This is a genomic window from Bacillus thuringiensis (assembly GCF_001455345.1).
GTDB lineage: Bacteria > Bacillota > Bacilli > Bacillales > Bacillaceae_G > Bacillus_A > Bacillus_A thuringiensis_N.
This window is the reverse complement of the sequence record NZ_CP013274.1, coordinates 1,030,928-1,055,017: the sequence shown is the minus strand read 5'-3', so window position 1 is coordinate 1,055,017 and position 24,090 is coordinate 1,030,928. Positions and strand designations below refer to the sequence as shown.

The window sequence follows — 24,090 nt, the reverse complement described above, 5'->3', positions numbered from 1 at the left end:
GCATAATATTATGTACGTTGTTCATTAAATTGACACAAACATTCGTAAAAACGCTTACCGTTTTCACAACATTCTTATTATAACACAGAGAAAAACTATGGTTTAGCTACTTTTGACTTTTCTCCTTCGCGATTCGTTTGTGTGTTATATGGCACAACGTAAAAGCTCGGTTTTGAAAAGATATTAACGAACTTTTCTTCATATTCTCCGGCACCGTTTACAGTACCTACATGCGTATGAATTCCGTTTTCCACTCTATAAATACGATACATAATTCTTTCATCTGGAAGTGGTGTCCAGCTTAATTTCGCTTTAAATAAACCGAAAGGGCTAAACGCTAATTTCATTTTCACATCTTCAATCTTATGCAACCGAATCGGAGCACCGATGGTTTCCACACCTTCTGGTTTCATAAACTGCTCTTTCTGTTCTACATTTGCCTTCGTTAAAATTTTCTTAAATAATTTCGTTGCTGACGCACTTTCTCCTTGCAGCTGATGCTCTTTATCTGTACGATCATAACCAATCCAAACAGCGCCTACTAAATTTGGCGTATAGCCAACGAACCACATATCTCTAGCTCCATTATCTTCATTTGGTAAGGAAGTGGTACCTGTTTTCCCAGCTAACGCCCCGTTATATACACCGGCTTTCGCTGTCCCTTCCTTTACAACTCCTTCAAGCATTTTCGTCATATACCAGGCCGTTTGTTTCGAGAAAATTTTTGTTTCTACTTTTGGCGATTCTCCAATGACTGCACCATGTCTATTTAACACTTTATCAATAACGTGCGGCTCAATAATATCACCATTTGCTAAAAACGCACGATACATTTTCACAAGATCAAATGGTGAAACACCGTTTTTCAATCCGCCAAGCGCCGTACTTAGACCAGCATCTGCAATATGGACATTACCCTTTTCTAAATATTGCTTTCCTTCCTCTACCCCTAACTCATTTAATAAAGAAACTGCCGGTACGTTTGCCGATTCTAAAATCGCATCGTACATCGTCATTTCTTTTGAATACTCATGATTGTAATTTCGAGGTTCGTAGCCCTCAAAAGAATTTCTTTCATTCGTTAATAAAGAATATGGATTATATTTTTTCGTTTCGAGTGCTGGTGCATAGACGATAAGCGGTTTTAACACAGACCCCGGCTGCCTTTTTGCAAAAACACGATTAAATCCTCTTGGCACATACTTCCTTCCGCCAATCGCCGCTTTAATCCCGCCCGTACGATTATCCATTAATAAAAATGCACCTTGCGCACCCTCTTCTTTCCCAGGGAAATTTCTTGCATCTTGAAATTGGTTATACGCTACCTTTTGAATCTTTTCATCCATCGGTACGACAAACGTATATCCTCCGCGAAGCACTTCTTGATGAGATAATCCGTATAAACGTGCTGCTTCATCTATAACCATATCAATATACGGCATATATGCGAGCTCATTCTCATCTAAGTTTTTATAGAGAGCAATTGTCTTTCCTTGATAACGTACGCTTTCTTCAGCAGTCAAATAGCCTTGTTTATGCATAAGTGACAATACGAGATCGCGGCGTTCTTTGCTCTTCTCTGGGGAAAAATAAGGTGAATATCCATTTGGCGACTTCGGAAGCCCTGCAAGCATTGCCCCTTCTTCTACTGTTAAATCTTCTACATTTTTATTAAAATACAACTTTGCTGCTGCTTGAATACCGTAAGCCCCATGGCCAAAATAAATATGATTCATATACATTTCAAGAATTTGTTGCTTCGTATATTTTTGCTCTAATTGAAGGGAAATTGCGACTTCCTTCAACTTGCGCGTAACTGTTTTTTCATGAGTTAAAAAGACATTTTTAGCGAGTTGTTGTGTAATCGTACTGCCGCCCTCTATTTTTTCTCCAGCTAACGTATCTTTATAAAGAGCGCGAAGTATAGACGGATAATCTATCCCTTGATGCTCATAAAAACGAGAGTCTTCCACTGCAATAAATGCCTGTTGCACATATTTCGGAATTTGCTCGATCGGTACGAGATCTCTATTTTCTACGTATAATTTCGTAATTTCTTTCCCTTTCTGGTCAACGATACGTGATGAAGAGTGGAAAACGAGCTGCTTTTCATCCATCATATAGCCACCAGCTAACACGATAAGTTTATACAGTACAATCGCTACTACTACCGTTGCGACGCCACCTAATAAAGTCCACTTTACTTTCTTCATACATCGGCCTTCTTTCCAAATGATGGTACATTTATTATTTGAAAAAGAAGTATCTTTATGTATATAATCTTCGAAGTTTTTTAAGAGAGTTGATATAATAGAAACAAATAAATAAGGGGGCATTAAAATGAAGGCTATTATTTCATACGAAACACCTCTAGAACAAGCACATTTCACTGCAAAAAATAACGAAAAAGATATGTTTTATAAAGAAAATACAGAAGAATCTGTAGAAGGATCACTTCAGTATGACGTACTAGACGCTGTTGGTGAATTTAAAGGACAACCTGGTTATATCGTTTGTAACAACATTTCCGTAACAGATGAAGGTCGCCCAGTATTTGAAAATCGTTTTAAAAACCGCGCAGGCCTTATTGAAAATGAGCCAGGATTCCAAGCGATCCGCGTTCTACGCCCATTAAGTAACGATACATATGTCATCTTAACGATGTGGGAAACAGAGCAAAACTTTAAAGACTGGACAGAATCACGTTCATTCGAAAATGCTCATAAAAAACGCCCTACCCAAGCAGAAGGACAAGCTCCGGCGCATCCACATGCAGAGCAACAGAAAAGTATTTTCTCTCGTCCATCATTTGTGACTACTTTTGATGTAGTAGTTTAAGTTTTTTTGTACCGTAGTTCCTCCAGGTATGCGGTACATGAAATTATATCAACGATTTTTCGAATATATCTATCGTATCTTTCAATATATCAACGATTTTTTTGATATATCGACGATTCGACAGAGAATATCGACTTATCGACAATTCACGACACAAAAAGGAAACACCATTACACACTGGTGTTTCCTTTTTCTTTGTACCAATTATATATACGAAGCGCATCTTCTTTTTGCATATGCTTCACTTTATAACGATGCCCCGCTACCGATACGGCAGCTGTACATAGCTCGTCTTTCTTTTGAAAATACGACTGGCTGTATCCTACTGCTTGAACATGCCTTCTTCGCATGATCCCCGTATATTTTGCAAGACCACGGTATACCATGACTAACTGATTGTCTCGTATCATATAACCACTACTTGTATACCGAGCGTATGAGAGTAAAGTAAATATGATAAATAGTGGTATTAAAGTGAATAACGCCATATATTGCTTAAAATATATACTCGCACCGGCAATTGGCACTGCGAGTACAGCACTTGTAATCCAGCCCATTATTACGTAGCGGCGTAATGCAACTTTCGGTAAATGAACGATTTCCTCTTCCGTTTCATACGGCAACTGCAAATACGTAAGTAACTGCTGCACATCTTTTTTCTTCATAAAAGGATGTAACATCACTTCATTCCCAGCGGATTCTATACTTTGAATAACTTCTACTTCGACAGAGCAATAACCGAAAGGCTGACGGAGAATGCCTTCTTTCACTGTAATCGCTTGAATGCGGTGTAATTTTAACACAAACTCTTTCTTATCAAATAATCCTTGCACGATGCGAACTTCATTTCCGTTTCGCTCTATTTTAAAGTTCGCATATTTTAACGCATAGCCAGCTGTCGAAACGACCCACGAAACCGCCATTAAAATCGCGGCCATAACGATTAATTCATATACACCGTTATCCATCACATACGCTTCCACTTTATTTATGAGCCATTCTGGAAGAAATTGATTAAACTCTGTGTAAATAAGAAGTAATCCTGAAAACACTAATCCGAATCTACCCGATGTAATGGAAGCTGCTAAAATCTCTTTCATCGTTAACTGATAAACCGTCTTACTTCCTTCTTCCGCTGGCGTCTCTTCAGTCACAACGCTTTTTTCTTTATGTAATAATGCAATGAGTTCCTTCGCTTCTTCTTCTCTAATACCCGCCAACATCACTTCTGGCTCAGTCCTGCCGCCCGCTACTTCAATATTTAATTTCGTCAGTCCAAGTATTTGATAAATGATGTTAGAAGACGTACTAATATTTTGCACACGTTCTTTATTTAAGTAACTTTCTTTCTTCACGAACACACCATGCTTTATATGTAAAATATTACTTTCAACCCAGTACACCTTGAAATACCATTTTATAGCTGAAAAAATAACCATAATAAATAATATAGCCAAGAGAACAAGATGAAATAAATACCACGGTTTCACTTCACCATCTGATCGAAATAAAACAAGAAAAATAAAAGGCAACAAAGTCGCAATTCGAATACCTAATAAAATTGTGATTGGATGTTGCCTCTTATACATCCTCATCACTCACTTTCGCAAGTTCTCCAATTTGTCTTTTTAGCTGCTCTGCTTCTTCTTTCGTTAAACCTGGAATACTATGAGAAGTTGCTGCTGTTGAAATATGTAATTCTGCTAAATTATACTTTCTCATAATCGGGCCCTGTTCAATCGTTACGTGCTGCACGCGAATCATTGGAATGAGTACGCGTTTTACAACGAACATTCCCTTTTGAATCTCAATCTCTTCTTCATTTAATCTATAACTATAATAGCGCTGACGTAAATTTGGAAATACAAAATAATCAAGCGGGATAAACGTAATAGCGCCTGTTACTAACAACCCGAACAGCCAACCCCACCAATTAAAATTGATCATAAAAAAGAAATACGCAATTACGACTGCTAGTATAACTGCTGCCCCAATTAAAGCATGAATTCGCCACACTTTCAGCATATTAGAATGAATCTCCCTTTCTAACGGCTGCATCTCATCACTCCAATTATATGAATTTATTACTTATATATTAGTTGGTATATACATATTTGTAAAATTATAGTTTTTTTACATCGTATCAAGAACTTCTTTAAAATTCCCTTCATTAATGGAATACACTTGAAACTGAATGTAATCTATTTCATTCGTATCTGGTTTAGCAAATGGCAAAATGTTAAATCTCGCCGCTGATCTTCCTAACATATCTACAATCATTAAAGAAACGTCAATATATTCGAAGTCTATACGAAATACTACTGCTTCTCCCGTACATTCATAATCTGTAATCGCATCATAGGACTTATTCGCACTAATGAGCATCACTTTTAATAGTTGGTTCAAATTTTCTGGTTTAAAATTAATCATATATACAGCTCCTTTTTCGACAAAACACTACCAAAATAGTGTAATCTTATACTTTCATAGCTTCACACATCAATTATATTAAAAATAAAGCTAGTTTTTTATAAATTTTTTGATATAATTACTTACGGGAAAAGGGAAGAATTTTGTCTTCCCTTGTGTTTTTATTTGCATCTAGTACTTTTGCTAGATGCCTTTTTTTATGCTAAAAAGGTATCCTCACATACTTTGAGGATACCTTTTCAACAATTGTACTTACCATCTTCTAGTTTATATTATTTCTGAGTATGCTCTAAAGTGCGTTTTCACTCATTTTCTATAAGCAATTGCATTTGGCAACTGTAAGAATCCGTACTAAAAAACTCATCTAATAATTCCACTTCAATGCAATTTTTGATTGTTACATTATTTTTCTCTATATAATCTTTTAATTTCTCCATACTTTCTGCTTTATTATTCTTTTTATAGGCCAGCATCAAATAGTTACCTTCTGGTAATATATCTATATTTTACTCTTTCTGTGTGTAATCATATTTACATAACACAGAAAAAGCATACTTTGGTTTAAATCTGTATTTTGAATGAATGGTATATGCTATACCAATTTCCATCGTTGTTTCTAAATTTCTCTCCTGAATCATTTTATCTACATCTGAATAATAAAGGAATTCTTTAAAATTACCCACTTCTTTGCATGGAGCAGTGACGATATAACGTTGCTCAAAATACTGTATTGTTATTTGATTATGTACTAGTAACTTTTTGGCGACTTGTACACTATTATCTAGTTTATCAATCGTATGAATGACTGCTTGCATCTCTTTTATCTTTTGCTCAGTTTCTTCTCTTTTTCATGCTAAAAATTGTAATAATTCGTCCATATTCTTTTCTGTAAAAATTTGTTGCAGTTCTTTCGTACTCGTTCTTAAAGCTTTTATTGTAATGCCTTTCATATTAGCAACTTCACCAATAGAAAATAAATTTCCAAATTTATTTTGCCCCCTTATTCTTGACTCTCCTCTAAAGGGAGATATTATTATTTTATCGTTAAAGTTAATGAAAGGATAATAAAAAATAGGGCATACATGACTATGTTTTATTGCTAAAGTTAATAAAAGCGTAGTATAAAAAGAGAGGGAATCTCTATACAGCTCTTTCTATAAGACATACCATTTTTTCTAGCTAACTAATTCAATGAAAGAAGGATATAATATGAAAATTGATAGACCAAAAATTTCGCCCGAGTTATCGTTAAAGAGTTTTCACGATATTTTTTATGATGAAGATTCAACATTAGAAATGTGTGAAATTATCGATTCCACTTTTGAAAATGAATCTGTAGATAGAGTGCGTTTATATAGTGCAGTGATAAAGAATTGTAAGTTTACGAATACAGACTTTAGCAATATCGATATTACAGATGTTTGTTTTGAGAACTGTGATTTATCAAATGTTAATTTAAGCAATTCTTCTGTTCACAGAGTCGAATTTAAAAACAGTAAATTAATTGGAGTTAATTTTACAGAATCTAGCTTAGGGAATGTTGAATTTGAAAATTCAATTTTGAATTTAGCTTCATTTGGAAATTCTAAACTAGAAAAGATTATATTTAATGAAACTTCATTAAATAATGCAGACTTTTTTGACTGTAAGCTAAAGAAAGTTGAATTTGATTCATGCAGCCTTGACGAAGCAAATTTTGATCAAACATCACTGAAAGGAATAGATATTAGTTCTTCTACTTTTGATACACTTACGGTTTCAGTGAACAACCTAAGAGGATGTAAAGTATCACCACACCAAGCTATTCAGTTTGCATCTTTATTGGGATTGATTATTAAAGATTAGTCAAAAAGAACGATTTAAAACGTAAAGAGGTATCCTCGTACGGAGGATACCTCTTTATTATCTCTATTTTAGTGCATTTCAACAATTGTACCATCTTCGAATACTTTGAATACACCAGTAAACCCTGATCCAGCCGCACCTTCTATTTTATATGTCGTACGCACTCTAATTTGATAATATTTCTTTCCATTCTCTACTTGCGTATTCTCTAGCGTGTAATCATAGTCTTCTTTATATTCATTTTTGATATATGCTGTAGCTTTCTCAAAAGTAAAATCATCTTGAGCTTTTCCTGTCTCTACCTTTTTATTGTTTTCTGTCGTTACTTTTTGAGTCTTGTCTGCTTCTACTTTTTTATTATTTTCCGTTGTTACTTTTTGAGTCTTGTCTGCTTCTACCTTTTTATTATTCTCTGTTGCTACCTTTTGACTCGTTACTGCATTTGTTTTTTGTGCCTTCGCTGCTGTTTCACTCTTTGCACTTTTTACTTCTTCACCAATTTTAGTAATTAATCCTACAGCCTTTTTATTATATTCTTCAAGATTCTTGTTATCTTTTGTTTCTGAAACTAGCTTATTTAATGTCTCTTTCGCTTCTGCATAATTTTTCTTATTTATTAACTCTTCACTTTTCATCAGTTGCTCGCTATACTTCTTTTTTTGTTCTAAAATGGCTAATAATGCTGTTCGTTCTTCCTTGGCTTGCTTTATAAGCGTAGTATTTCCATTCTTCGTGTTCTCTACTTTTTCAAATGATTGAATTGATTCTTCTATCTTTATTTCTTCTTTTAACTTCACAGCTTCCATCATGATTTTCGTTTGTTCTACAAGCACTATTGCATCTGAATCGTCTTTTTTCTCATCTAGCGCTCGTTCAAATGATGATAAGGCATTTTTATATTCTTTATTCGTTAACGCGGTCTTCCCTGCATCCATTTCTTTTTCAAAATCTCCATTACTACATCCTGCTAACATTAAAAATGTAATTCCAATTACCGTTAATAACTTCCTCATTTTTTCTCCCCCTATGTATACCTAAAACAATAACGTCATATGTATAAAAGTCTGTGTAGTAATTAGACTGAAAGTAAATATGTACTACATTGTGTGTGGGAAAGGAAGTACATTTCATTTACTATCATTAGTTAAAACTCCTCAATAGTTGGTAGTTGGTAGTTGGTTTTCTTCTTCTTTTAAGACAGAAAGGAATTTTAATAATGTGCGTAAAGCTCTCACCAGGCTCTTTACTACACACACTCTTATACACATAGAAAAACTATTTTTAGTTTGATATTCTTTTTAACTTTATATATTCTCGGTTGATTGGATACGTAGCTTAATTCGTAACATACCGAAAAACAACAGAAAACAAACCGTAATAAAAGTCACGTTTTGTAACTTATTTGTAACACAAATGTAACACAAGGTTTTTAAACATACAATAGTTTTTTTACATTATTTTCCCCACTTTCTATATTTTAAAGCGTTAATCCAGTTCCAATCCTTAATGTAATACGTATTTTCATAACAATCTCGCCATAAAAAGAGGGAATTTACATTTCTAAGTGAAAAGATACAAAGTTATTATTTTCGGATGTTATAAACTTCTTAAATTGAAAGATATCGGATCACAACTCTCCCCTTAAAATGAAAAAATACGCTATTCTTTCCTATGAGCTTACAGAAAGAATAGCGTATTTTTCAAAAATGAGTTCTTTTATTCAAACGCTTTGGTTCTATATCACAATTAAAAGGGCAATCAACGCTAATATAGCTGGAAGTCCTTGTTTCACAATAATTGATTTATTAGATGTGAAACCGCCGAAAAGAGCTGCTACCACCACACACATTACAAAAAATAATTGAATCATATAGCCAATTGAATTGAAACCAAGTATAAGTCCCCAAATGAGACCAACGGCTAAAAATCCATTATATAAACCTTGGTTTGCAAACATAATGGCTACGTTTCGATCTCCTTCTAAATGCTCCGGTAGTTGAAAAGCACGTTTTGCCACTTTTGAATTCATAAAAAACATTTCGAGAATCATGATAAATAAATGTTCTAATGCTACGATCCCGACTAAAATAGCTGCGATTATTTCCACAGTATTGTGCCCCCCTCTACGTCCTAATATCAAATTTATACTATCTTCGCTTTACCTTTGTAGCTTATATAAAATCCTGCCTTCTTTCTTATCAAAATATTAATTGACGTATCAATATTTGATACATCAATTAATATACAACTCCCCTTTTAGTTTTACAAGTTTTTTTGCTCAATTCGTTTTATTTTGTTCCATCAACTTTAAATCAATTCAAAACCTCTGTTCACATCTCTAGAAACTATAATATTTTTTATAATTGGTCTCCTATTCCCTTATTCACTACATAAAAAAATGTTATTACTCCTGTTACATCGAGTAATAACATTTTTATTTTAATCTATTTAACAAATTTGCTTCCAACTAGCATCCTTCACATCTTCACTAGTCGGCTTTCTAACTGATTTCACAAAACATTCCTCACAAGCACCGAACGTAATGAAATTTTTCTGTGCTTGTCTTAACGAAACTTCATTTGCTCCGCCTTCAAAGTCAGGATCATTAAACTGAACCTCATCATCTTCCCAATAACACATATTACAAATTTCATATGTACCTGGTGGTTCTTCTTCCATTGTTTGATATCCGCAGCATGGACAGGTGTATTTCATATAATCACCTTATTTCCCTTCATATGTAGTCCTACTTACTAAAAATGTAATAGAGCAAATTATAGTTAATCCCATAAAGTACATCATTTTAATAATACGAGTATTTTCATATGTTGTAGGAACCCCGTCAGATATAACTTCATAGCAAAAAACAATACTTATGGCTAAAAGAATATATAAAATTAAGGATGGGATAAAATGTAGCTTTATAGGTAAAATAACGCACCTAAACAATAGCTCCCCAAGAAGACATCCAACTAAAACAACAGGGACTCCAACTATCAAAGTAGCAGCCAACATTTGGGACATAGCAATAAAAAGATTCGTAAAAATAGAAAATAGCTCTCCTTCAAAAATCCCCTTCTCATCGTATATTTGAATTATCGTCATTGAAATAAATAAGCTTAATAAAGAATGGGAATACGGAATTAAAAATTTCCCCAATCCTGCTCACCTCACTTTTTTTGCGTCACATATATTATTAATTATTTCCTATCATTTTTACATAGAAAAATAACTCGCCTTCCGCAAAAGACGAGCCCTTCCACTTAATTCTCACTTATTCTCTTCTTATACCAATCCTGCATTCTCTCCGCATCTTCTACTCTCGTATGCTCTAATTTATAACTCGATGATGCGCTCGAAAATTTATACGTACATAAATCCGCGCGGCGCTGGAAATAGGATTGCGTCTTTTCCATCGATTGGATGTGTCTTCTTCTAATAAGTCCTGTATATTTTCCGATGCTGCGATATACAAGCGTAATTTGCTCTCCATCTACCCTGTAACCATTTGTTTTAAATGTTGCGTAACCAAGTGTAAAGATGAGAATCACGAGCGGAATTAATGCCCACATGATGAAGTGCTTTTCAAAGTATATACTTATACCAATAAGCGGGATAGCTAGCATAGCGAAGAAGATGAAGCTATCAATGAGATAGCGGCGTAATGCTGCTTTTGGTAATGAAATAATATTTGTATTCAGTTCGTATGGTAATTGTAAATGATCGAGTAACTGTTGTACTCGGTCTTTTCGAATGATTGGGTGCAGTGTAACTTTTTCTTTTTCGTCATCCGTTCCCTTACTTTGAATCACTTCTACTTGCACAGCGCAATAACCGAACATTTGACGGAAAATGCCTTCTTTTATCGTAATCCCTTGAATACGGTGTAACTTTAGGACGAGTTCTTTTTTCTCAAGTAATCCTTGTGAAATGCGGACTTCGTCATTTTTTCGATTTACTGTGAAATCTCCATGTTTTAGCGCATAACCGATTGTAGATATAATCCACGAAAGGACGAGCAAAATAGCTACCATGAAAATCCAGCCGTATATATCATATTCCATTACATACGACTTTACGTCATTCTCTATCCATTTCGGAATGTACTCATCTACTTGGTGGTACACGAAAAAGATTAACCAGAATAATAGCCCAAACTGACCCGATGTAACAGAGGCTAGTAAAATTTCTTTCCAAGTCAATTTATATTCTGTCGTTTGTTTTTCTACTGCATGTTCTGTTGCTTCATCTAACGTTTCTTCTGCTTTCACTTCTGGAGTTGGCTCATTTAGTAAGGAAATAAGCTCCTTCGCCTCATCTTCCTTAATTCCAGCTAAGCTTACTTCTGCATCATTGCCCCCGCCAGCTGTTTCGATTTGGATTTTCTTTAAGCCAAGCATTTGATATAACACGTTAGAGCTTGTATTAATTGTTTGAACACGTTCTTTATTTAAGTAGCTCTCCTTCTTCACAAAGAGACCTTGTTTCACATGTAATACGTTATTTTCAACCCAGTATAATTTGTAATACCAGCCTACGATAGCTGAAACAATCGTGATTATTGCAAAACCGATAGGAACTAAATACCAAAATGGGAACTTTCCTTTTAAACTAAAGAGAAAAATAATAAATGGTATAAAGTCTGTTATTTTTAATTCCAATAACATCGTGATTGGATGCTGCCTCTTATACATCCTCATCACTCACTTTCGCTAATTCTGCGATTTTCGTTTTCAACATTTCAGCTTCATACATCGTTAAGCCTGGGATGCTGTGAGAAGTTGCTGCTGTTGAAATGTGTAATTCTGCTAAGCCATATTTTCTCATAATCGGCCCTTGTTCAATCGTAACGTGCTGCACACGAATCATCGGTACTAATATGCGCTTTACGACGAAAAGACCGTGCTGAATTTCAAGTTCTTCTTCATTTAGTTGGTAGCTGTAATAACGTTGACGTAGTTTTGGGAATAAGAAGTACGAAAATGGTGCGAACACAACTGTTAGCCCAATCATCACATACAAAATCCACGCCCACCAATCAAACTTTATCATGAGGAAAAGGTAAGCTAAAATGACAAGAATACCGATCCCTTCTTCTATTACAGCACGAACTTTCCACACCTTGACCATGTCAGGATGAATTTCATTTTTCAATGGATCCATGTAACCACTCCAAATCTAGTAATCTAATATATGAATACTCTCAATCTATATTTTACATAACCTTACAGAAAATTGAAATTTAATCTTCTTTCTTCTCAGGAATAAAATATCCGAACCAAAGTAGCCAAATGAAACCGATTAACTTCATCCAACTTCCATCCGCTTGAAAAGCTTCAATCATACCTGGTATTTTATAAATCCCAATAAATCCAAGAAAACCGAGCCACCAGTTTTTTTGCATTTTCATCTTTACTCCTCCTTCATGACGTTTTTCACATTTCGAATCCAAATTTCTTTATACTTTAAATGGAATCCCATGAGCATATAGTTGCTCATATTATCGATCACGAGTGCTAGCGTATGAGCATTTTCTTCCGTTTCATGCTGTGACACGACGCCCAGTCTCGCGCCTTTCTTCAATAAATCGTGGAAACCATGTAAGAAATCCTCTTGTATTTCAAATAAACGTTTCTGGTACTTTTCATTTCGCGATGCAGTTACGATAAATTCATTGATAACGCGTAGTATTCCTTCTTGCCCTTCATACTCAGAGAGCATATGTAAACCATCTGCGATTAACTTTTCTGCAAAGTTTTCTTTCGTATATTGCTCTTTATCAAAATAACTCACGAAATGATATCCAGAAAAAACTTCTTCAAATAAAAAGTCCACTAACGCTTCTTTAGAAGAAAAATGATAGTAAATAGCCGGTTTTGAAATACCTACCTCTTTCGCAATCATGGAAAGACTCATCTTCTCAATGCCGTGTTCTGCCATAAGTTTAAATGATGCCTCTACAATGTTCTGCGATGTTTGTAAATTCTTAGTCATACTGTACCTCACTTATTTTTACTTACCGGTCGGTAAGTAAATTGTAAAATAAAAGATTATTGTTTGCAAGTTTGATTCAAAACTACATATTACTTTCTCCATTTACTTTATGAATCAGAATCATATTCCTCCATAATTACTACAGTAATCTTTCATCCAGTTAAACTACAAAAAGCACCTTTGTGAGTGCTTCTTGTAATCTAATATTTAGGCCCCATGTAATCATAACTTTGATCTAACGCTTTTAATAAATCAATCGCACCCTTTAACTCTCTTTTATCAGACTCTAATTCTTCCATTCTTCTTTCGATATCTTTTTTAAAAGATTCTAAATCGCTAATGGCCTTCTTCCCCACTCCAAGTTGCGACCAGCTTGATAAGAGTAAATTATGTACATTACTTACAACTCTTTTATTATGATTTAAGTCTTGAATCATATGGTCAAATTGCTGTAAGGCTTGGTTCAATGCTTCTTCATTTAAGTAAATTCTCGGCATCCTAATCTTCTCCCTTAATATTGTTGATCTGTCTTCTTATAATCATCGGCTTTCTTCTCAATAAAATCTGAAATTTCCGTGGCTGTTCGTATGTACCAAAAACTTAAATGCTCTACATGTGCGCGTATATTATTTACTTTAGCTTCTACCCGTCTACTTTCAGCCGTTTCTAATAATGTCATCATATTAGAAATTAACCTCGGTACTCTATCTTGAAATTCTTGCGCATTTCGCTTCATATCTCTTACGGCCTTTTCCAAATTCTCTACAACTACACGAATTTCTCCCCCGCCTAATAACTTACCAGGTGAATCATATACTCTTTCCCCTGTATCTAAATTCAAAAGATATGAACTCGACAAATTCCCATCTTTACCCATCTTGAAATACTTATTATTTTGATAATGAAATCCAGGTTTATCTTTTACGGAGTCCAAAAAGCGATTAGCTTCAAACAATAGTCTTTGTTCCAATGGTAAGTTAGAAAGGTCTTCTTTCGTAACAGGTGGTGTAACAGCATAAGTTGAACCTATATGACCATCATATGGACCAAAAGGACCATAACCGATTGAATCTGATCCGTGAACAATCGAAACAATTCTACCTTTAAATTCTCCATTATTAGCTCTTTCTTGTAAATCAGGCGGTAACAAATGTTTTGCACTCGGCGCATTCCATGACATACATCTTACATTGTCATTAGATGCCGCTGCATATTCCGCTAAAGCTCCCCCTAACGAATGACCCGTCGTATATATCTCCACATCATCCCTGCCCTTATATGTATCCGTTACTTGTTTCATGACCCTTTCAGCTTGTTCAAATTGATTATGTGTTTCCCAGCGTTGATTCTCTTCATTCCAATATTTCTTTGAACCTGCATTCTCAGTTCCTGCAACAGGAGGTGCTGCTGGTTCATGAACACCTTCTCGTAATACAAAATGATTCGTATCCGTTTTTAAATCCTTCATACCTTCCCCTGGCTTCATCGGAATGCCTAAAGAGTTTTTCTCTATAATTTTATCCCCTTCTGTTCCTCGGAAAGATACCATAACTTGCTTTTTCCCATCGACATCTCGTTCAAAGACTACTGCGTCCATTCCGGTTTGTTTGTCGTGGAATGTTTCACTTGTTCCCCACTTTTGTATAGTATTCCCATCCCTGTCTAAGACAGCAAATCCTTTTGCTAAATCCTTATCAGATTGATAAGCGCCCCTTGACAGCTGATAATAGCTTGAATCTAAAACTTTATTATTTTCACTCAAAACATTTCCCCTCCTAGAAAATTTAATATATTCTAAATATAGGATAACATTAATGGAGGAATGATAATTGAAAAAATATTATTTAGGACTAATCATAATTTTTACAATCATATTTTCAGGGGGATGTAGTATGAATACTGATAAAAAAAATGAAGAACAAAAAATAGTAGAAAAAGCAAATGAAACAGCCATTAAATATTTTAAGGAAAAAGAAAATCTAGATGTAGTAATTACTGGATATGAATTTGCTCCGAGTGATTTTCAAACTGTTTTTATAAAAGGACATGTTAAAGACGATAAAACTCAAGCATTTACAGTGCATGTCGAATATGGAGATAGTGATTATAGAGTCACTTCTAGAACATATTCTGAAAGTCTAGAATGAAAAAACTAGGTCATTAAATACTCACTAGAGTTTCTTTTTTATGGACTAGTTAAAAAAGAGCCTCCTTAGAGGCTCTTTTTAGTTACTATCATACAGCAATGTCATTTCATTATTTAACTTCAGTCCATTTAAAATTAAATTCTCCCCCAAAATCATTCGTCACAAGCCCTTTAATAGCCGATCGTTATAAGTATGAGCGTCCCGTTTGATAGAAAGGAGCTACTGCACCATCTTCTAACAAGATTTTTTCCGCTTGTATCATCGCTTCCCAACATGCTTTTTCATCACTAGATAAATCAGTTTTTCCCTTATGAATTAGTTTATCAATTACCTTTCTTTTCAGTGACCTCAATACTGTTTCTTAACTTCTCATCACCACGATAAGCAAACCTTGACAGCTAATAATAACAAGAATCTAAAACTTTATCATTTTCCTTCAAAATATCCCCACTACCAGATATTTTAATATATTCTAAATATAGAATAACATTAATGGAGGGATTTTGATTGAAAAAAAATGGTATAAGATTATTCATTATCCTTACACTTATCCTTTTAGGAGGATGCAGTATGAATAATAAAACAAATGAGGAAAAAGAAATAGTAGCAAAGGCAGAAGAGGTAACCATTAAATATTTTAAAGAAACAGAGGGCTTAGATGTAACAATCACTGATCATAAATTTGGACAAAAAGATTTTCAAACTATCCTTATCTCAGGTTATGTAACAAATGACAAAAGTAAAAAGTTTACCGCTTCAGTCCAATACGCTAATGATTATCATATTGGTTCTATTTCAGCGTCTAATAATTTGAATTTTAAACACTAAATCTAATAGTTTCACGTCAACATAATTATTTAAGTTTTTTCTTTAATTCAAGAATGTTCTTTATAAGAAATAAAAAGCACCCGCTATCAGAAAAAGTGAGTGCTTTTTTCACTAAAAACATTCCTTCTATCACGATATTTTATATAATCAAGATGCCATTATTGGAGGGTAAATATGGATATTACAATCAAAAAAATTAGTTTTTTTCTATTCTTTATATTTATTTCAAGTATTTTAGGGGGATGTACGATAAATCAAAAAAATGATGAACAACAAATAATTAATAAAGCAACAGAAACTACAATTCAATATTTTAAAGAAAAAGAAAATCTAGACGTAGTGATTACTAAACATCAATTTGCCCCGAAGGACTTTCAAAGTGTTTGGATTTCAGGGCATGTGAAAGATGATAAAAATAAAACATTCTCGGCAGATGTTGAATACGCTAATGATTATCACATCGGTTCCATTTCCACATCTGAAGGTTTTGATTTAAACTACTAAATCTAATAGTTTCACTTCAACATAACTATTTAAGTTTGCTTCTTTCATTCAGGAGTGTCCCTTATAAGAAAGAAAAACTAAAAAACACCCGCTACCAGAAAAAGTGAGTGCTTTTTTCACTAAAAACCTTCCTTCTATCACGATATTTTATATAATCAAGATGTCATTATTGGAGGATAAATATGAATATTACAATCAAAAAAACTAGTTTTTTTCTATTCTTTATATTTATTTTAAGTATTTTAGGGGGATGTACGATGGATAAAAAGAATGAGGAACAACAAATAGTTAATAAAGCAACAGAAACTACAGTTCAATATTTTAAAGAAAAAGAGAATTTAGAAGTGACTATTACGAATCATAGATTTCCTTCTAATGATATCGAAACTATTTTTATAACTGGTCATATCAAAGATGATACAAATAAGAAATTTACTACTTCAATTGATTATAAAGATGATTATAATATCGGTTCTATCTCTACCACTAATTTCAGCCTAAAACACTGAATAGACAATCTGAAATTTTCCTTTTAAACATTAATCATTAGAACAAAAAGACATCCTAAATGTGTGATTAGGATGTCTTTTTTATAAAACAAATCAATTCCTATTTGGATAAACGAAAAAAGGTTTCATCTGTATTTTTATTATTTTCTTTCAAAACAATCCCTCCTTGTAAAAAATGATATATCCTAATAACTGGGACAATATCATTGGAGGGAGAAAATGGTTATCAAATTCAAAAAAATTAGTTTTTATTTCCTTTTAATCTTAGTATTTGCTACTTTAGGAGGGTGTACAATAAATCCAAAGAATGATGAACAACAAATCATTAATAAAGCTAAAGAAGAAACCATTAAATACTTCAAGGAGGAGGAAAACGTAGATGTAACTATTACTAAACATAAATTCACTCCAAATGATCTGCAAACAATTTTTATATCTGGTTATGTAACGGATGACAAAAACAAAGAATTTAGTGTTGCAGTTGAATACGCTAATAACTATCATATCAGTACCATTTCAACCACGAAAAATTTTGAACTAAAACACGATTAGTTCACGATTCGTTTTATATTATTTCTTTATAAAAAATAATATAAAGAAATTTAAGGAGATACATATGGATCAATCAAAAAAGAAAAGGGTTATAATTTTAATCATTTTAGCAATTATATTTTTAGCCATAGGCTGTACTACATCCTTTATTTACGATAGAAATATAACTAAAGAAAAGGCTGCTGAAGTTGCAATAGAAACTATGAAGAAAGAAAAAAATGTAGACTTTGTGGTAACCGATGTAAAAATTCAACAATTAGAACTTGCGGGCTTTATTAGAGTTAGAGGATATGACAAAAACAATAAACAAAAAAAACATTACGTTGTAATAAATAAATCCCAAAACTATAAAGTCGAATATTGGGGCGACGAATAAAGTGAAACTTTATTCGGTGGAGGTTTTGTTCATCCCCATTGATTATTAGCAAAAGAAGTAATTTTATAAGCGCTTCTTTTAATTTAATATTTAGGACCCATCATCATAAATTGATTTGAGAAGGGGAAATATGGATAAATTAAAAAAGAATAACATTATATTTTCAATCATTTTAGCAATTATAGTTTTAACAATAAGCTATATCGTATCATCTATTCATGATAAAAATATTACAAAAGAAAAAGCTGCTACAGCTGCCATAGAACATATTAAGAAAAAAGAAAATATTGATGTTATAGTGACTAAAGTTGATATCAGGCCTGCCGTTAGTGGTGGTATGATTCGAGTTTCTGGTCATGTAAAAGACCAGAAAAACAGAAAATTCTTTGTTTCAATTAGTAAACGGCAAAATTATTCAGTTGTTGGATGGGGATTAGATCATCTAGAGTCATAATTACCTTATTACATGTCAACTACCTCCACCACTAATTTCAGCCTAAAACGCTGAAAAGACAATCTGAATTATACCTTCTTCTTTTCAAGCATTAATCATTAAAACAAAAAAGCATCCTAAATCACAAATTTAGGATGCTTTCTTTTTAATCCTTATTCAATAATCGCATACGATAGCAATTCATCGTTACTTCCCCAAGTCTTTGCAGTAATTGATAGTTTGCATATGCGCCGACCGGGGCACCGATTATTGGTACGAGCTGAAGCATTTTCGCTAAATCGATATAGTCTCGGTACTCTGTTTGGAACTTTTCCCAGTCCATATGATTTTCTTCTTCTGTATCCCACGTTTCGATGGCTTTCCATATTTCTTTTCGGTGGTCGTCACTTGAAAAGGCAAGCTGGAAAACGTGAAGGATAAAAAGGCGCTCTTCTTTGTCGCTCGTATCAAATCCGTACAATGTTGCTGCATCGAATAAAAATTTAATTTTAATGCCGAGTAAAAGCGGAAAGTCAGCAAGGCCAAGGAGAATACCACCTGCTCCCGTCCCTGCTCCTTCTGCCGCTGCTATTTTTTTGTACTCATCCATTTTTTTACGTACTTCATCATCTCGTCTTTGCAATGACCAGTTCGTCTCTTTTAATTTCGGCTTTATAAAGTTTGATCCGGCACTAATCGTTTGTACCATCATCCGAATCGTTTCTGTTAATACTTTTTGCACTTTCGCTGGAATAAGCTGTTGTACTTTCGTCTGCACTTTCTTTGAGAACCGTGTCATCATAGAAGAATCTTTCATGAATGTAGCTTTCCACTGCTCCAGCTCTTTTATAACCTTTTCTTCATATGTAATCATAGGTTCATTCCCTTCAATTTAAACGCTCAATACGTTTCGCCCCGTATTGATAAACGAAACCGATACTAAATACTATGCTTACGACTAGTAAAATTCCCGTCATCATGAAATCTTTCGTAGCAAGTGCAAATATAACTGTAAATATAACGCTACCTGTAATAAGAATTGCATTTAATAAAGTAAGGAAATCTTTTTTCTTCTCTTCTCCGCCTACTGGGTACAAATCAAGCCAAATCTTCATGCGGTGATGCTTCCATAAAGTTAATAGCTGATAACCAATTAAATATAGGAAGATAAGACTTACGATAAATCGTCCATATAAAAACGGAATGAAGTAAAGAATAACTCCGCCAAGAGCGAGCAAACGCACATATAATCCAAAATAATTACCAGATCGTAAAAACGTTCTCGTATATAAGTATAAATATGTACGCTTTTCGCCTATCATCGACAGAATGAAATCAAGCCATTTTCTGCGTGCTACTCTCTCTTTTAATGCTGGTACATCAACGAACATATTCGCGATGCGGTACAGCAGCATCATCTTCTTACCTTCTTCAGAAATTAAATACTCCCAGTTTAGTGGTTTCCCCTTCACCATCTGATGCAGAATAGCGAGGTATAACACCATGAGAAGGACGATTCCGGCAATAAACATAACGGAAGTACGCTCTACAAGGAAATACACAAATAAGGCGTTTAAAATAAAACGAATGAACCAATCGGCTCTTTGTATATTTTGATCTGTTAAAAATGATTTTTCCCATGCCACGAATAAATTCCACGCTTTTACAATGACAAACACAAGTACGAGCCATATGTACGCCGCTCCAGTTTGTTTCATTTGCTGGAAATATAACGGAGCAAGCGCTGCTGCTACGATAGCGATTATGTATAACTGAATCATAAACGTAAAGAGAAATGCCTTTGTGAAGTAAGGCTTTAACTTTTCTTCAACTGGCAATAAATACACGAGGTCTGCTTCTTTTAATAACGTTTGTATCGATCCAGCCGTTAAAACGAGTCCAATTAATATAGCCATCACGAGCGCTGTCGGGAACGAAGGTGTTAACGTTTGTAACCATTGCTGGTAATAATACGCTCCTGCGCCGATGATGAAAACAAAAATAAATTTCAAATGATCATTAAATACGTATTTACTATATGTACGAACTTCTTGTAGAAAGTGACGAAATCGTTCTTTCCATAACGCTGTGCTATTCATAATCTTCTTCCTTCGTTAATGCAATATAAATATCATCTAACGTTGCACCCGGCATATTAAACTGTGATTGTAGTTCAGCTAATGTTCCCTTCGCTCTTACTTCACCTTGATGCAGAATAATGAACGAATCACAATAACGCTCTGCTGTCGCTAAAATGTGTGTACTCATTAAGATTCCTGCACCGCTTTTTTTCATTTGATCCATCATTTGAAGAAGTGATTGAATCGCTAACGGATCAAGCCCTACGAAAGGTTCGTCCACAATGTAAAGTGATGGTTCCACTAAAAATGCACTCATAATCATTACTTTTTGTTTCATCCCTTTTGAGAAATGAGACGGAAACCATTTCAAACGATTTTTCATGCGAAATTCTTGTAATAGTTGTCCTACACGTTCTTCATATTGTTTTTCATCGACACCGTACGCCATCGCTGTTAGCTTCAAATGTTCTTCTAGCGTTAGTTCATCATATAATACAGGTGTTTCTGGGATGAACGAAAAACTAGAACGGTACGCTGTCATATCATCACGAATTGTTTTCCCATTAATTGTGACAGTTCCTTTTTTCGGTTCCATTAAACCGATAATATGTTTAATCGTCGTACTTTTACCAGCTCCATTTAAACCGATTAAGCCGACAAGTTCGCCTTTATTAACAGAGAACGAAACATCTTTTAGTACAGGTCGCTTCGTATATCCTCCTGTAACATTTTCTACACGCAATAACTCGCTCATACGACACCACTTTCTTCATTAGTATTCATTCTATATTCATCTTACCAAAAATGGCGCTGTACTACATAGTATCGATGTCTTAAAAAAAATTTAAATTTGTTAGCATATATTTTTACGAAAGCGGACATCATAATTAGTGAAGAAGGAACACATTGAAAAAGCGACCACCAATTGATGAGTACAACAACATAGTTAAGTCATCATGAAATGGGGTGTCCATGTTGGACAAAGAAATTTACACATAACCAGATCATTTGTTTCATTTTAGAAACGGGGTGTCTCCGAAAGAGCATATACTGTTTTAAAAAATAAACAATTTCCTTTTATGAAAGATTGCAATTCATTTCACTTGAAAATGGGGTGTCTACGGCAGAAACTTTAGCCGATTTACCGTGCATTTCTTAAATAAATGAGGTGTCTGCGAAACGTAAATTACGATAATGCTTTTTCAATCCCTCTTCAGAAAACAGGAAGCTGAGTCAGCTTCCTGTTTTTCGTGTTTGTTCTCTTATGTAATTATGGTAAAATACGGCTAAGGATATTTGAAAGGATGAAATCGATGAATCATACAGCAGATAATTGTATTTTTTGCAAAATCATTGACGGGCAAATCCCTTGCTCAAAAGTATATGAAGATGAACATGTGCTTGCATTTTTAGATATTAGTCAAGTAACAAAAGGACATACTCTTGTTATTCCGAAAGTTCACAAACAAGACATATTTGCATTAACGCCAGAAATCGCATCACACATTTTTGCTGTCGTTCCGAAAATCGCAAACGCAATTAAAGCAGAGTTTAATCCAGTTGGCTTTAACCTACTTAACAATAACGGTGAAAAAGCTGGACAAACTGTGTTCCACTTCCACCTTCATTTAATTCCACGCTACGGTGAAAACGATGGTTTCGGTGCTGTTTGGAAATCACATCAAAATGAATACACAATGGAAAATTTACAAAACATCGCAAGTACAATTGCAAATAGTGTGAAATAGTGACACTATAATAAGAAGTAATACATAACAAGCCACTTTCCTAAAGTGATTAAATATTGCAAGGCTTGTTTCTCCATTCAAGATGCCAGGGACTGTGCAGTTTTCTTCCCTTGTCTTAAAGATATGCATATTTTTTCACATCATGAATACGAACAAAAAATAAGGAGGTCTCCTTTTATGTCAAAAGCTAAATCCTTTATTACAGGTGTCATTTGCGGCGGAGCAGTTGCTGGATTAGCTGTTCTTTTCTCTACTCCTTCTTCTGGCAAAGACATGCGCGGCAAGTTAAAAGAAAAAGGAAATGATATTAAAAAGACATTAGCTGATATTACAGCTGATACAAAATTATTAAAACGTCAAATCGTTGAAACTGCTTCAGAAGGTAAAGAAGTGTTTCAAGAATTAAAAGACGATATGCACGATACGCTTTCTAACTGGAAGCAAGATATTTCTCAAAACAAACGACATATTGAGCAAGAGATTTTGGACATTCAAAAATCAATTGAGAAACTACAAGAAGCTGTTCCGGAAAAAGCGTAAACAAATTCCTGCTTAGTTTTTTGCATATAACAAATAATTTTTATATAAATTGACCTTAACACGGCATATCACATAGATATGCCGTGTTTTTATGCATTTACAATATATGTTATCACTTAACATGTATGGACAACACATGTATTCACGACTCATAAACCGCTTCCATCGTTATGCATGATTTGTATAGAATGTCATTTTTCCAAAAAATTTTCACAATTCTCACAAAAAGACTTTATTAATTTTTATTTTACTGGCATAATAGATAGTAATGAAAAAGAATGTTAAAGTGGGTGAGTATATGAAAAGTGGAGAAAAAGATTACTCGGTAAAAGAAGCGATGATTTTCAGCCAACGCATTGCTCAATTATCGAAAGCGTTATGGAAATGTGTAGAGAAAGATTGGCAAATGTGGATTAAGCCTTACGATTTAAACATCAATGAGCATCATATTTTAACAATCGCTTATCATTTAAAAGGGGCTTCTATTTCTGAGATTGCTAAGTTTGGAGTTATGCACGTATCAACAGCGTTCAACTTCTCGAAAAAGCTTGAGGAACGCGGCTATCTTGTATTCTCGAAAAAAGAAGATGATAAACGAAATACGTACATTGAAATTACAGACAAAGGGGAAGAATTACTACTTCGCTTAATGGAGGAGTATGACCCTGAAAGTAATTCAGTGTTTAATGGGGCTCTTGCACTTCGTAATTTTTATGGGAAGTTCCCAGAAAATATCGAACTGATTGCTATCTTGCGTAATATTTACGGACAAGACTTCATCGATATTTTTGAGAAATCATTAGAAGATATTGAAGAGAACTTTACAGAATCCGATCAGAAGTTAGTTAAGAAGTAATCTATTTATTTTTTCGCAATCATGCTTAAGAATTCATTCATAAGCGGCTTAAATAAACCTTGTTTTGCTAGCGCTTCCGCAGTTTCGTGTACTTCGAGCTGATGTGGAAGCGCTTTTTCAAATTGATCTAACAGCGCATCGAACAAAAGAAGCCCCTCCGCTTTCTCCACTACATATTGCTCGTTCAGTATTTCACAAAGATTTAGTATACGTTCAATATCTTTTTTACGAGCTTTTTTCTTTATGATTAAAGAATAAAATGGACACTTTTCTTCATCAATCATTTTAAATAGTAGGTCTACGTAGTATTCAGCTTGTTCTAATCTTCTAACAACGTCCATTTTCTCCCTCACTTTCTAACACAAAGTCTTCTATTTCTGAATTTTATAACACGAACAAAATATCGTAT

General features: G+C 34.1%; 30 protein-coding genes and 2 pseudogenes. 12 read left to right on the top strand and 20 right to left on the bottom strand.

Going from position 1 to position 24,090, the window contains the following annotated elements; genetic code table 11:
• Positions 1 to 95: 95 nt before the first annotated feature.
• Entirely contained in the window at positions 96 to 2,213 is a 2,118-nt protein-coding gene (locus ATN06_RS05620; RefSeq protein WP_060629860.1) for a transglycosylase domain-containing protein, read from the bottom strand.
• A 127-nt stretch (positions 2,214 to 2,340) separates the two neighbouring features.
• Between ATN06_RS05620 and hmoB the strand changes: the two genes are divergently transcribed.
• Complete coding sequence (gene hmoB / locus ATN06_RS05615) at positions 2,341 to 2,838, top strand: heme-degrading monooxygenase HmoB (RefSeq protein WP_060629859.1); 498 nt, start codon at positions 2,341 to 2,343, stop codon at positions 2,836 to 2,838.
• Between the two features lie 170 nt (positions 2,839 to 3,008).
• Here hmoB and ATN06_RS05610 read toward each other — a convergent pair whose 3' ends face one another.
• The 4 genes and pseudogenes from ATN06_RS05610 to ATN06_RS05595 form a co-directional block, all read right to left on the bottom strand.
• Complete coding sequence (locus tag ATN06_RS05610; RefSeq protein WP_060629858.1) at positions 3,009 to 4,427, bottom strand: PH domain-containing protein; 1,419 nt, start codon at positions 4,425 to 4,427, stop codon at positions 3,009 to 3,011.
• Positions 4,420 to 4,896 (bottom strand): PH domain-containing protein, encoded by a 477-nt coding sequence (locus ATN06_RS05605; RefSeq protein ID WP_001182711.1) that lies wholly within the window; start codon positions 4,894 to 4,896, stop codon positions 4,420 to 4,422. Before ATN06_RS05605 ends, ATN06_RS05610 begins: the two co-directional genes overlap by 8 nt.
• Positions 4,897 to 4,971: 75 nt before the next feature.
• Positions 4,972 to 5,268: a hypothetical protein gene (locus ATN06_RS05600; protein WP_060629857.1), complete on the bottom strand. Its 297-nt coding sequence runs from the start codon at positions 5,266 to 5,268 to the stop codon at positions 4,972 to 4,974.
• Positions 5,269 to 5,570: 302 nt separating this feature from the next.
• Positions 5,571 to 6,218, bottom strand: a pseudogene (locus tag ATN06_RS05595) (MerR family transcriptional regulator).
• Positions 6,219 to 6,477: 259 nt separating this feature from the next.
• On the opposite strand from ATN06_RS05595, the gene ATN06_RS05590 reads away from it, so the two are divergent.
• Positions 6,478 to 7,113, top strand: a complete 636-nt coding sequence (locus ATN06_RS05590) for a pentapeptide repeat-containing protein (protein ID WP_060629856.1) — start codon at positions 6,478 to 6,480, stop codon at positions 7,111 to 7,113.
• 68 nt (positions 7,114 to 7,181) lie between these two features.
• On the opposite strand, the gene ATN06_RS05585 is transcribed toward ATN06_RS05590, so the two are convergent.
• The 10 genes from ATN06_RS05585 to ATN06_RS05540 all read right to left on the bottom strand — a co-directional run bounded on the left by ATN06_RS05585 (position 7,182) and on the right by ATN06_RS05540 (position 14,869).
• Positions 7,182 to 8,126: a hypothetical protein gene (locus ATN06_RS05585; protein WP_060629855.1), complete on the bottom strand. Its 945-nt coding sequence runs from the start codon at positions 8,124 to 8,126 to the stop codon at positions 7,182 to 7,184.
• Between the two features lie 722 nt (positions 8,127 to 8,848).
• The gene (locus ATN06_RS05580; RefSeq protein ID WP_060629854.1) at positions 8,849 to 9,220 is read right to left on the bottom strand and encodes a DUF1304 domain-containing protein; all 372 of its coding nucleotides are present in this window, start codon (positions 9,218 to 9,220) and stop codon (positions 8,849 to 8,851) included.
• 341 nt (positions 9,221 to 9,561) lie between these two features.
• Entirely contained in the window at positions 9,562 to 9,828 is a 267-nt protein-coding gene (locus ATN06_RS05575) for a CPCC family cysteine-rich protein (RefSeq protein WP_060629853.1), read from the bottom strand.
• 9 nt (positions 9,829 to 9,837) lie between these two features.
• Complete coding sequence (locus ATN06_RS05570; RefSeq protein WP_060629852.1) at positions 9,838 to 10,272, bottom strand: hypothetical protein; 435 nt, start codon at positions 10,270 to 10,272, stop codon at positions 9,838 to 9,840.
• Positions 10,273 to 10,376: 104 nt separating this feature from the next.
• On the bottom strand, positions 10,377 to 11,807 hold the full coding sequence (locus ATN06_RS05565; protein ID WP_060629851.1) for a PH domain-containing protein: 1,431 nt from the start codon (positions 11,805 to 11,807) through the stop codon (positions 10,377 to 10,379).
• Positions 11,800 to 12,276, bottom strand: coding sequence for a PH domain-containing protein (locus tag ATN06_RS05560; protein ID WP_060629850.1), 477 nt, complete (start codon positions 12,274 to 12,276; stop codon positions 11,800 to 11,802). The genes ATN06_RS05565 and ATN06_RS05560 overlap by 8 nt, the downstream gene beginning before the upstream one ends.
• 79 nt (positions 12,277 to 12,355) lie before the next feature.
• Positions 12,356 to 12,523 carry a hypothetical protein gene (locus ATN06_RS05555; RefSeq protein ID WP_000783808.1) on the bottom strand — a complete coding sequence of 56 codons (168 nt, stop codon included), beginning with the start codon at positions 12,521 to 12,523 and terminating at the stop codon, positions 12,356 to 12,358.
• Positions 12,524 to 12,525: 2 nt separating this feature from the next.
• Positions 12,526 to 13,107 (bottom strand): TetR/AcrR family transcriptional regulator, encoded by a 582-nt coding sequence (locus tag ATN06_RS05550; protein WP_060629849.1) that lies wholly within the window; start codon positions 13,105 to 13,107, stop codon positions 12,526 to 12,528.
• A gap of 200 nt (positions 13,108 to 13,307) precedes the next feature.
• Positions 13,308 to 13,604 (bottom strand): hypothetical protein, encoded by a 297-nt coding sequence (locus ATN06_RS05545; RefSeq protein WP_001137435.1) that lies wholly within the window; start codon positions 13,602 to 13,604, stop codon positions 13,308 to 13,310.
• 14 nt (positions 13,605 to 13,618) lie between these two features.
• A complete protein-coding gene (locus ATN06_RS05540) occupies positions 13,619 to 14,869 on the bottom strand; it encodes a lipase family protein (protein ID WP_060629848.1) in 1,251 nt (416 codons plus the stop codon).
• A 130-nt stretch (positions 14,870 to 14,999) separates the two neighbouring features.
• Here ATN06_RS05540 and ATN06_RS05535 point away from each other — a divergent pair, with 130 nt between their 5' ends.
• Entirely contained in the window at positions 15,000 to 15,254 is a 255-nt protein-coding gene (locus ATN06_RS05535) for a hypothetical protein (RefSeq protein ID WP_001090712.1), read from the top strand.
• Positions 15,255 to 15,363: 109 nt separating this feature from the next.
• On the opposite strand, the pseudogene ATN06_RS29145 reads toward ATN06_RS05535, so the two are convergent.
• Positions 15,364 to 15,588: pseudogene (locus ATN06_RS29145) on the bottom strand (peptide ABC transporter substrate-binding protein); the annotation flags it as partial.
• Between the two features lie 173 nt (positions 15,589 to 15,761).
• Between ATN06_RS29145 and ATN06_RS05525 the strand changes: the two are divergent.
• The 6 genes from ATN06_RS05525 to ATN06_RS05500 all read left to right on the top strand — a co-directional run bounded on the left by ATN06_RS05525 (position 15,762) and on the right by ATN06_RS05500 (position 18,477).
• Positions 15,762 to 16,082 (top strand): hypothetical protein, encoded by a 321-nt coding sequence (locus ATN06_RS05525; protein ID WP_060629847.1) that lies wholly within the window; start codon positions 15,762 to 15,764, stop codon positions 16,080 to 16,082.
• 174 nt (positions 16,083 to 16,256) lie between these two features.
• Positions 16,257 to 16,586 carry a hypothetical protein gene (locus tag ATN06_RS05520; RefSeq protein WP_060629846.1) on the top strand — a complete coding sequence of 110 codons (330 nt, stop codon included), beginning with the start codon at positions 16,257 to 16,259 and terminating at the stop codon, positions 16,584 to 16,586.
• Between the two features lie 182 nt (positions 16,587 to 16,768).
• A complete protein-coding gene (locus ATN06_RS05515) occupies positions 16,769 to 17,095 on the top strand; it encodes a hypothetical protein (RefSeq protein WP_060629845.1) in 327 nt (108 codons plus the stop codon).
• 219 nt (positions 17,096 to 17,314) lie between these two features.
• A complete protein-coding gene (locus ATN06_RS05510) occupies positions 17,315 to 17,647 on the top strand; it encodes a hypothetical protein (RefSeq protein ID WP_060629844.1) in 333 nt (110 codons plus the stop codon).
• A 64-nt stretch (positions 17,648 to 17,711) separates the two neighbouring features.
• Entirely contained in the window at positions 17,712 to 18,023 is a 312-nt protein-coding gene (locus ATN06_RS05505; protein WP_060629843.1) for a hypothetical protein, read from the top strand.
• Positions 18,024 to 18,153: 130 nt separating this feature from the next.
• Complete coding sequence (locus tag ATN06_RS05500) at positions 18,154 to 18,477, top strand: hypothetical protein (RefSeq protein ID WP_060629842.1); 324 nt, start codon at positions 18,154 to 18,156, stop codon at positions 18,475 to 18,477.
• A gap of 145 nt (positions 18,478 to 18,622) precedes the next feature.
• Here ATN06_RS05500 and ecsC read toward each other — a convergent pair whose 3' ends face one another.
• Genes ecsC through ecsA form a run of 3 tightly spaced genes read right to left on the bottom strand, consistent with a single transcriptional unit; the run spans position 18,623 to position 21,291 of the window.
• Positions 18,623 to 19,330, bottom strand: coding sequence for an ecs operon protein EcsC (ecsC, locus tag ATN06_RS05495; protein WP_000634125.1), 708 nt, complete (start codon positions 19,328 to 19,330; stop codon positions 18,623 to 18,625).
• Between the two features lie 13 nt (positions 19,331 to 19,343).
• Positions 19,344 to 20,555, bottom strand: coding sequence for an ABC transporter permease EcsB (gene ecsB, locus ATN06_RS05490; RefSeq protein ID WP_060629841.1), 1,212 nt, complete (start codon positions 20,553 to 20,555; stop codon positions 19,344 to 19,346).
• Positions 20,548 to 21,291, bottom strand: coding sequence for an ABC transporter ATP-binding protein EcsA (ecsA, locus tag ATN06_RS05485; protein ID WP_053565078.1), 744 nt, complete (start codon positions 21,289 to 21,291; stop codon positions 20,548 to 20,550). The genes ecsB and ecsA overlap by 8 nt, the downstream gene beginning before the upstream one ends.
• A 559-nt stretch (positions 21,292 to 21,850) precedes the next feature.
• Between ecsA and ATN06_RS05480 the strand changes: the two genes are divergently transcribed.
• The 3 genes from ATN06_RS05480 to ATN06_RS05470 all read left to right on the top strand — a co-directional run bounded on the left by ATN06_RS05480 (position 21,851) and on the right by ATN06_RS05470 (position 23,681).
• Positions 21,851 to 22,285 (top strand): HIT family protein, encoded by a 435-nt coding sequence (locus tag ATN06_RS05480; RefSeq protein WP_001016829.1) that lies wholly within the window; start codon positions 21,851 to 21,853, stop codon positions 22,283 to 22,285.
• 177 nt (positions 22,286 to 22,462) lie between these two features.
• A complete protein-coding gene (locus tag ATN06_RS05475) occupies positions 22,463 to 22,825 on the top strand; it encodes a YtxH domain-containing protein (protein ID WP_000030301.1) in 363 nt (120 codons plus the stop codon).
• A 298-nt stretch (positions 22,826 to 23,123) separates the two neighbouring features.
• On the top strand, positions 23,124 to 23,681 hold the full coding sequence (locus ATN06_RS05470; RefSeq protein WP_000834919.1) for an HTH-type transcriptional regulator Hpr: 558 nt from the start codon (positions 23,124 to 23,126) through the stop codon (positions 23,679 to 23,681).
• Positions 23,682 to 23,686: 5 nt separating this feature from the next.
• On the opposite strand, the gene ATN06_RS05465 is transcribed toward ATN06_RS05470, so the two are convergent.
• The gene (locus ATN06_RS05465; RefSeq protein WP_000383651.1) at positions 23,687 to 24,022 is read right to left on the bottom strand and encodes a DUF1878 family protein; all 336 of its coding nucleotides are present in this window, start codon (positions 24,020 to 24,022) and stop codon (positions 23,687 to 23,689) included.
• Between the last annotated feature and the right edge of the window lie 68 nt (positions 24,023 to 24,090).

Excerpts from the sequence above, each read along its gene's own strand:
- ATN06_RS05620 (WP_060629860.1), bottom strand. The coding sequence starts at position 2,213 with ATGAAGAAAGTAAAGTGGACTTTATTAGGTGGCGTCGCAACGGTAGTA.
- hmoB (WP_060629859.1), top strand. The coding sequence starts at position 2,341 with ATGAAGGCTATTATTTCATACGAAACACCTCTAGAACAAGCACATTTC.
- ATN06_RS05610 (WP_060629858.1), bottom strand. The coding sequence starts at position 4,427 with ATGTATAAGAGGCAACATCCAATCACAATTTTATTAGGTATTCGAATT.
- ATN06_RS05605 (WP_001182711.1), bottom strand. The coding sequence starts at position 4,896 with ATGCAGCCGTTAGAAAGGGAGATTCATTCTAATATGCTGAAAGTGTGG.
- ATN06_RS05600 (WP_060629857.1), bottom strand. The coding sequence starts at position 5,268 with ATGATTAATTTTAAACCAGAAAATTTGAACCAACTATTAAAAGTGATG.
- ATN06_RS05590 (WP_060629856.1), top strand. The coding sequence starts at position 6,478 with ATGAAAATTGATAGACCAAAAATTTCGCCCGAGTTATCGTTAAAGAGT.
- ATN06_RS05585 (WP_060629855.1), bottom strand. The coding sequence starts at position 8,126 with ATGAGGAAGTTATTAACGGTAATTGGAATTACATTTTTAATGTTAGCA.
- ATN06_RS05575 (WP_060629853.1), bottom strand. The coding sequence starts at position 9,828 with ATGAAATACACCTGTCCATGCTGCGGATATCAAACAATGGAAGAAGAA.
- ATN06_RS05565 (WP_060629851.1), bottom strand. The coding sequence starts at position 11,807 with ATGTATAAGAGGCAGCATCCAATCACGATGTTATTGGAATTAAAAATA.
- ATN06_RS05560 (WP_060629850.1), bottom strand. The coding sequence starts at position 12,276 with ATGGATCCATTGAAAAATGAAATTCATCCTGACATGGTCAAGGTGTGG.
- ATN06_RS05555 (WP_000783808.1), bottom strand. The coding sequence starts at position 12,523 with ATGAAAATGCAAAAAAACTGGTGGCTCGGTTTTCTTGGATTTATTGGG.
- ATN06_RS05550 (WP_060629849.1), bottom strand. The coding sequence starts at position 13,107 with ATGACTAAGAATTTACAAACATCGCAGAACATTGTAGAGGCATCATTT.
- ATN06_RS05545 (WP_001137435.1), bottom strand. The coding sequence starts at position 13,604 with ATGCCGAGAATTTACTTAAATGAAGAAGCATTGAACCAAGCCTTACAG.
- ATN06_RS05535 (WP_001090712.1), top strand. The coding sequence starts at position 15,000 with ATGAATACTGATAAAAAAAATGAAGAACAAAAAATAGTAGAAAAAGCA.
- ATN06_RS05520 (WP_060629846.1), top strand. The coding sequence starts at position 16,257 with ATGGATATTACAATCAAAAAAATTAGTTTTTTTCTATTCTTTATATTT.
- ATN06_RS05515 (WP_060629845.1), top strand. The coding sequence starts at position 16,769 with ATGAATATTACAATCAAAAAAACTAGTTTTTTTCTATTCTTTATATTT.
- ATN06_RS05510 (WP_060629844.1), top strand. The coding sequence starts at position 17,315 with ATGGTTATCAAATTCAAAAAAATTAGTTTTTATTTCCTTTTAATCTTA.
- ATN06_RS05505 (WP_060629843.1), top strand. The coding sequence starts at position 17,712 with ATGGATCAATCAAAAAAGAAAAGGGTTATAATTTTAATCATTTTAGCA.
- ATN06_RS05500 (WP_060629842.1), top strand. The coding sequence starts at position 18,154 with ATGGATAAATTAAAAAAGAATAACATTATATTTTCAATCATTTTAGCA.
- ecsC (WP_000634125.1), bottom strand. The coding sequence starts at position 19,330 with ATGATTACATATGAAGAAAAGGTTATAAAAGAGCTGGAGCAGTGGAAA.
- ecsB (WP_060629841.1), bottom strand. The coding sequence starts at position 20,555 with ATGAATAGCACAGCGTTATGGAAAGAACGATTTCGTCACTTTCTACAA.
- ecsA (WP_053565078.1), bottom strand. The coding sequence starts at position 21,291 with ATGAGCGAGTTATTGCGTGTAGAAAATGTTACAGGAGGATATACGAAG.
- ATN06_RS05480 (WP_001016829.1), top strand. The coding sequence starts at position 21,851 with ATGAATCATACAGCAGATAATTGTATTTTTTGCAAAATCATTGACGGG.
- ATN06_RS05475 (WP_000030301.1), top strand. The coding sequence starts at position 22,463 with ATGTCAAAAGCTAAATCCTTTATTACAGGTGTCATTTGCGGCGGAGCA.
- ATN06_RS05470 (WP_000834919.1), top strand. The coding sequence starts at position 23,124 with ATGAAAAGTGGAGAAAAAGATTACTCGGTAAAAGAAGCGATGATTTTC.
- ATN06_RS05465 (WP_000383651.1), bottom strand. The coding sequence starts at position 24,022 with ATGGACGTTGTTAGAAGATTAGAACAAGCTGAATACTACGTAGACCTA.